Below are 6,719 nucleotides of genomic sequence, written 5' to 3'. Positions count from 1 at the left end.
CGAGGTTGAACACGCCGAACGCGGTGCCGCGCAGGTCTTCCGGCGCGGTGTCGGCGACCATGGCGGCCAGCAACCCCTGCGTCATGCCCATGTGCAGGCCCCACAGGGCGACGCCGGCCAGAAGCGCCGGCCAGCCGCTGGCGGTGGCCAGCACGACATCGGCGGCGATCAGCGGCAGCAGGCCGAGGCCGAGCAGCCGCGCGGGGTCCGTCGTGTCGGCCAGCTTGCCGAAGGGGTAGGCGCTGGCGGCGTAGACGATGTTCATGGCCACCATCACCAGCGGCACCCCGGCCGCGGGCACGCCCAGGGACTCGGCACGCAGCACCAGGAAGGCCTCGCTGAAGCGGGCCAGCGTGAACAGCGCCCCCAGCCCGACCACGGTCCAGTAGGCCGCACCGAGGCGGGCCAGGGCTTCACGCCGGATCGGGTTGGTCGCCCGGGTCGGCGCAGCACGCTCCGGCTCGGCGACGCCCAGCCCCAGCAGCAGCACCGCCAGCACGCCGGGCACGACGGCGATCCAGAACACCACCCGGAAGTCGTTGACGAACACCAGCATCAGGCCCGCTGCGAGCAACGGCCCGGCGATGGCGCCCACGCTGTCGAGCGCCTGGCGCAGGCCGTAGGCCGCGCCGCGCAGCGCCGGCGGGGCGATGTCGGCCACCAGGGCATCGCGCGGCGCGCCGCGGATGCCCTTGCCGATGCGGTCGACGAAACGCGCGGCGATCACCACGCCGGCCCCCTGGGCCAGCGCGAAGAAGGGCTTGCTCGCCGCGCCCAGCGCATAGCCGATCAGCGCGACGCGCTTTCGCCGGCCGAGCCAGTCGCTCAGCGCACCGGAGAAGACCTTCGCCACCAGCGCGGCGGCCTCGGCCACGCCCTCGATCACGCCGACCGCCAGCACGCTCAGGCCCAGCGGGCCGACCAGGAACAGCGGCAGCAGGCTGTGGATCATCTCGGACGAGACATCCATCAGCAGGCTGACGAAGCCCAGGACCCAGATGGCACGCGGCAGTCGGGGCGGTGCGGTGGGGGCGACGTCGCGCTCGTGCGAAGGCATGCGGTGGACCGGGTGCAGGTGCCGTCGACTCTAGCAAGCGCGGCACCGCACCTGTCGCACCTGTCTTTCGTCAACCCCGCCGGCACCGGGCTGCCGCAAGATGCTTTCATGGACGTGCCGCACGAAGAATCCCCTACCGAACGTCTGGACCGCCTGCTGCACGTGGCGGCATCGCCGCTGACCGGCGGGCTGTCGCCGGTCTCGCTGTCGCTGGCCTGGGCCGACTGGGCCTGGCACCTGGGCGTCTCGCCCGGCCGGCAGATGGAGCTGGCCGCGCGCGCGGCGCAACTGGCCGCCGATGCGCTGCAGGGCGACGACGCGCCCGCGGGCGCCGCCGACGAAGACCCGCGCTTTCGCCATCCCGACTGGGCGAACTGGCCGTTCAACGTGATGCGCAGCAGCTTCCGCAACGCCGAGACCTGGTGGCAGGAGGCCGCACGCCTGCCCGGCATGACGCGTCACCATGCGGAACTGACCGACTTCATGGCCCGCCAGTGGCTGGGCCTGATGACGCCGGCCAACTGGCTGCCCAGCAACCCGGTGGTGCTGCATGCGAACGCCGAGAAGCTCGGCGCGCCGCTGCGCCAGGGCTGGCTGAACTGGCTGGAAGACCTGGCCACGCCAGCCAGTGAGCGCGCAGCGGCCGAGCGCGAAGCCCGCTTCAAGGTCGGCCGCGACGTGGCGGTCACGCCCGGCGAGGTGGTGATGCGCAACGGCCTGGCCGAGCTGATCCGCTACACGCCGCAGACAAAGACAGTACATCCCGAGCCGGTGCTGATCGTGCCCTCGTGGATCATGAAGTACTACATCCTCGACCTGTCGCCGCACAACTCGCTGGTGCGCTACCTGGTCGCGCAGGGGCACGTGGTCTACATGCTGTCGTGGAAGAACCCCGACGCGGCCGACCACGACCTGACGATGGACGACTACCTGCGCCTCGGCCCCTTCGACGCGCTCAAGGCGATCGCGACGCTGGAGGCCCGCACGCCAGTACATGCGATGGGTTACTGCCTCGGCGGAACACTGATGGCCATTGCCGCGGCGGCGCTGGCGCGCGAGGGCGTGGTGGCCGACCGCAAGCGCCTCGCACCGCTGAAGACGCTGTCGCTGCTGGCCGCGCAGACCGATTTCTCCGAGCCGGGCGAGCTCGGGCTGTTCATCGACGAGAGCCAGGTCGCCTACCTGCAGGAGCAGAACCGCGGCCGCGGCTATTTCCCCGGCGAGGCGATGGCCGGCTCGTTCCAGTTCCTGCACTCGCGCGACCTGGTCTGGACGCGGCGCATGCGCGAATACCTGATGGGCGAGCGCGAGCAGCCCAGCGACCTGATGGCCTGGAACAGCGACACCACGCGCATGCCGGCGCGCATGCACCACGAGTACCTGACCTCGCTGTACCTGCACAACGCGCTGGCCATGGGCAGCTACCGCGTCGGCGGGCATGACGGCAAGACGGTGTCGCTGGCCGACCTGCACCTTCCGGTGTTCCTGGTCGGCACCACGCGCGACCACGTCTCGCCCTGGCGCTCGGTCTACAAGCTGCATCACCTGTGCGAAGCGGAGATCACCTTCGCGCTGGCCAGCGGCGGACACAACGCCGGCATCGTCTCGGAACCGGGGCATGCGCGCCGCAGCTACCGCATCGCCACGCGCCGCGCCCACGGCCCCTGGCTGCCGCCGGCCGACTGGGAGCGCGGCGCCGCCGAGCACGAGGGCTCGTGGTGGCCGGCCTGGCACCAGTGGCTTTCCGGGCATTCGTCACGCCGGCGTGCACCGCGGCCGCTGCCGCGCGGCGCTTGTCTCGGCCCGGCGCCGGGCGAGCATGTGTTGAAGTGTTATTCCGACTGATCGGCGGGGCTGCGTCGGGATAATGCGCGCTCCATGCCGCTGTCCCTGACCACCCTGGCCGCCGACGGCCCCCGCCTCTCGCCGATCGTCGCCGGGGCCTGGCGCATGGCCGACTGGGGCTGGAGCGCGCAGCAGCGGCTGCGCTGGATCGAGCAATGCGCCGAACTGGGCGTGACCAGCTTCGACCATGCCGACATCTACGGCGGCTACGCGGTCGAGGCGCTGTTCGGTGAGGCGCTCGCCCTGGCGCCGACCTCCCTGCGCCAGCGGCTGCAGACGGTGAGCAAGTGCGGCATCAGGCTGATGGCGCCGGCTCGGCCCGATCACCGCATCAAGCACTACGACACCACAGCCGCGCACATCGTCGCCAGCGCCGAGGCGTCTCTGCGCGCGCTGCGGGTGGAGCGGCTCGACCTGCTGCTGATCCACCGCCCCGACCCGCTGATGGACGCCGACGAGGTGGCCGGCGCTTTCGCGGCGCTGCGAGACGCCGGCAAGGTGGCGCACTTCGGCGCCTCCAACTTCACGCCGGCGCAGTTCGATCTGCTCTCGAGTCGCTTCCCGCTAGCCACCAACCAGATCGAGCTGCATCCGCTGCAGCGTACGCCGCTCACCGACGGCACGCTCGACCAGCTGCAGCGCCTGCGCATCCGCCCGATGATCTGGTCGCCGCTGGCTGGCGGCGCGCTGCTTGGAGGCAGCAGCGACGCCGAACGCCGCGTGCAGGCGGCGCTGGAGCGCGTGGCCGGGCGCCACGGCTGCACGGCGGCTACCGCCGCCTTCGCGTGGCTGCTGCGCCTGCCCAGCCGGCCGGTGCCGGTGGCCGGCTCGCGGCGCATCGAGGCCCTGCACGAGGCCGTGGCCGCGCTGCAGGTCCGCCTCGATCAGCAGGATTGGGCGGATGTCTGGCAGGCCGCCGCCGGCCACGAACTGCCCTGAGCCCGACGTGGCGGCCCCTTCGCGTTCCTTCGAGCCCCTCGATCCGGCCGGCGCGCCGCGCCCGGCCTGGGTGATCCTCGGCACGGCGCTGGCCTATCTGCTCGTCGCGCTGCCGGCGCTGCAACTCGCCATCCCGCCGGGCTACGCCTCGCCGCTGTATCCGTCGGCCGGCGTCGCGCTTGCGGCGGCCCTGGTGTACGGCCGCAGCGCGGTGATCGGCGCGGTGATCGGCGCCTGCGCTGCCAACCTCACGCTGGTGGCACTGCGCGGCGCCGCCGACGCGGCGGGCATCGCCGTGCCGCTGCTGCTCGGCCTGGGCTCCGGTGCGCAGGCCTGGCTGGGTGCCTGGCTGGTGCGGCGGCACGCCCGCCATGCGATGGCCATCGACGAGCCGCGCGACGTGGCGGTGCTGTTCGTGCTCGGCGGCATGGTCGCCTGCCTGGTGGCGCCGACCTTCGCCACCCTCGTGCTGACGGCGAGCGGCTCGGTGCCGCGCAGCGAGGCGCTGGTCACCTGGCTCACCTGGTGGGCCGGGGACACCTTCGGCGCGATGATCGCCACGCCGGTGGTGCTGACGCTGATCGGCCGCCCGCGCGCCGACTGGGCCGCGCGCCGCTTCATCGTCGGCCTGACGCTGACCGTCGTCACCCTGGTCATGGCCCTGGGTATCGCGAAAGTGGCTCGCTGGGACGACGACCGCCTGCACACCGCCTTCATGCGCGACGCCACCCACGCGACCACCGTGCTGGAAACGCGGCTGCGCGAGCCGCTGCTGGCGCTGGAGGCGATGCGCGGGGTGTTCATTGCCTCCGACGATGTCAGTCGCGACGAGATGCGGCGCGCCGCCGAGGCCTGGCTGTCCAGCGGCCGGCTGGCCGCGATCGGCTGGTACGAGGCGATGGACCGCGCCCAGGTGCCGGCCTTCGAGGCCGCCGCGCGCGCCGATGGCCTGGAATCGTTCAAGGTATTCGAGCGCGCCGACGGCGCGGCGCCGATGCCGGGCGAGCCGGTGATCGCGATGCGCTACGTCGAACCCGTGCGCGGCAATGCGACGGCGCTGGGGCTGAACATCCAGTCGGTCCCGGCGGCGCGCGCTGCCGTCGAGCGCAGCCGCAGCGCCGGCGTGCCGGTGGCCAGCGCGGCCTTCGCGCTGACCCAGGTGCCCGAGGGGCAGGATCGAACCGGCGTGGTCGTCTATCGCGCGATCGCCTTCGGCGAGGGCGCAGCCGACCGCAAGGCGCGCGGACCGCTGCGCGGCGTGCTGTTCGTGACGCTGCGCCCCGGCCCGATGCTGGCCGCGATGGCCGCCGACCTGCCCGGTCATCTGACGCTGTGCCTGCACGACCTCGACGCGCAGGCGGCAGTGCGCCACCTCGCCGGCGCGCCGGAGTGCGAAGCCCAGGCCGCGGGCCCCAAGCTGCTGTCGCACGCGCGCGAGATCGAGTTCGCCGGCCGCCGCTGGGCGCTGCAGGTCAGCGCGAAGCCGCAGGACATCCCCGACGGCCGGGGCGCCAACGCCTGGCTGTTCTCGGTGGTGGGGCTGCTCGGCGCGGCGATGCTCGGCGCGCTGCTGCTGGTCGTCACCGGGCGCGCGCGGCGCATCGAGGCGGCGGTGCACGAGCGCACCGCGGCGCTGCAGTCCGAGGTGCAGGAGCGCGAGCGCGCGCAGGCCGCCCTGCGCGACAGCGAGCAGCGCTTCCGCAACATCCTGAACACGGCGCCGATCGGCATCCTCTACACCGACCTGCGCGGCCAGGTGAAGCAGGCCAATCCGCGCCTGTGCGAACTCGTGGGCTACAGCGAGGACGAACTGCAGACCATGCAGGTGGCGCAGTACACCCACCCCGACGACGTGCCCCAGGACATCGAACTCTCGCGCCGCCTGGTGCTCGGCGAGATCCCGATGTACCGGCGGCAGAAGCGCTACGTCACCAAGGATGGCCGCACGCTGTGGGTGCAGTCCACCGTCACGCTGCTGCGCGACGAGCTCGGGCAGGCGCGCCGCATCGTCGGCGTCGTCGAGGACATCACCGAGCACCTGCGGCTGCGGGAGGCGGAAACCGCGCGCGAGCGCGCCGAGGCCGCCAACCGAGCGAAGAGCGAATTCCTCTCGCGCATGAGCCACGAGCTGCGCACGCCGTTGAACGCGATGCTCGGCTTCGCGCAGCTGCTCGAGATCGACAAGCGCCACCCGCTCGCCGCCGATCAGCGACCGTGGGTGGCGCAGATCCAGCAGGCCGGCTGGCACCTGCTGGAGATGATCAACGACGTGCTCGACCTCTCGCGCATCGAATCAGGCAACCTCAAGCTGCAGATTGAGCCGCTGAACCTGCCCGAGCTGCTGTCGGCGAGCCTGGCGATGGTCGACAACGAGGCCAAGCGCCGTGCATTGACGGTGACCTCCGAGCTGGCCGATGGCACTGGCGTGCTGATGGGCGACGCCACGCGGGTCAAGCAGATCCTGGTGAACCTGCTGAGCAACGCCGTCAAGTACAACACCGACGGCGGGCGCATCCACATCGCGGCGCGACTGCGGCCGCACGACATGGTCGAGATCGCGGTCACCGACACCGGCATGGGCATGACGGCCGAGCAGCTCGGCGAGCTGTTCCAGCCCTTCAACCGCCTTGGCCGCGAGCGCTCGGCGCAGGAGGGCACCGGCATCGGCCTGGTGATCAGCCAGCGCCTGGCCGAGCTGATGGGCGGCTCGCTGCGCGCGCGCAGCATCGCCGGCGAGGGTTCGTCGTTCATCCTGGCGCTGCCGCGCGCCGTCGAGCCCGACACGGTGCCTTCCAACCTCGATCCGCTGGTCACTGCCAGCGCCGAGTACCACCGCCGCATCGTCCACTACGTCGAGGACAACGAGACCAACGTCGAG

General features: G+C 72.2%; 4 protein-coding genes. 3 read left to right on the top strand and 1 reads right to left on the bottom strand.

Translation table 11 applies throughout. From position 1 onward, the window contains the following. Positions 1-1,057, bottom strand: a 1,057-nt coding sequence (locus tag AB7U92_RS19285; protein ID WP_428580682.1) for an MFS transporter, incomplete at its 3' end; no start/stop codon positions are given. A 108-nt stretch (positions 1,058-1,165) separates the two neighbouring features. Between AB7U92_RS19285 and AB7U92_RS19280 the strand changes: the two genes are divergently transcribed. From AB7U92_RS19280 to AB7U92_RS19270, 3 genes are all read left to right on the top strand, one after another. Next, a complete protein-coding gene (locus AB7U92_RS19280; protein WP_428580679.1) occupies positions 1,166-2,902 on the top strand; it encodes a PHA/PHB synthase family protein in 1,737 nt (578 codons plus the stop codon). A gap of 33 nt (positions 2,903-2,935) precedes the next feature. After that, on the top strand, positions 2,936-3,841 hold the full coding sequence (locus tag AB7U92_RS19275; RefSeq protein ID WP_428580676.1) for an aldo/keto reductase: 906 nt from the start codon (positions 2,936-2,938) through the stop codon (positions 3,839-3,841). A gap of 7 nt (positions 3,842-3,848) precedes the next feature. Continuing rightward, positions 3,849-6,719, top strand: a 2,871-nt coding sequence (locus AB7U92_RS19270) for a PAS domain S-box protein (RefSeq protein WP_428580673.1), incomplete at its 3' end; no start/stop codon positions are given.

Source organism: Piscinibacter sp. (assembly GCF_050175855.1).
GTDB lineage: Bacteria > Pseudomonadota > Gammaproteobacteria > Burkholderiales > Burkholderiaceae_C > Piscinibacter.
Note: the sequence above shows the minus strand (reverse complement) of the source record. Positions and strands in the feature narration are given on the sequence as shown.

Coding starts and splice junctions, on each gene's coding strand:
- AB7U92_RS19275 (WP_428580676.1), top strand. CDS start 2,936: ATGCCGCTGTCCCTGACCACCCTGGCCGCCGACGGCCCCCGCCTCTCG.
- AB7U92_RS19280 (WP_428580679.1), top strand. CDS start 1,166: ATGGACGTGCCGCACGAAGAATCCCCTACCGAACGTCTGGACCGCCTG.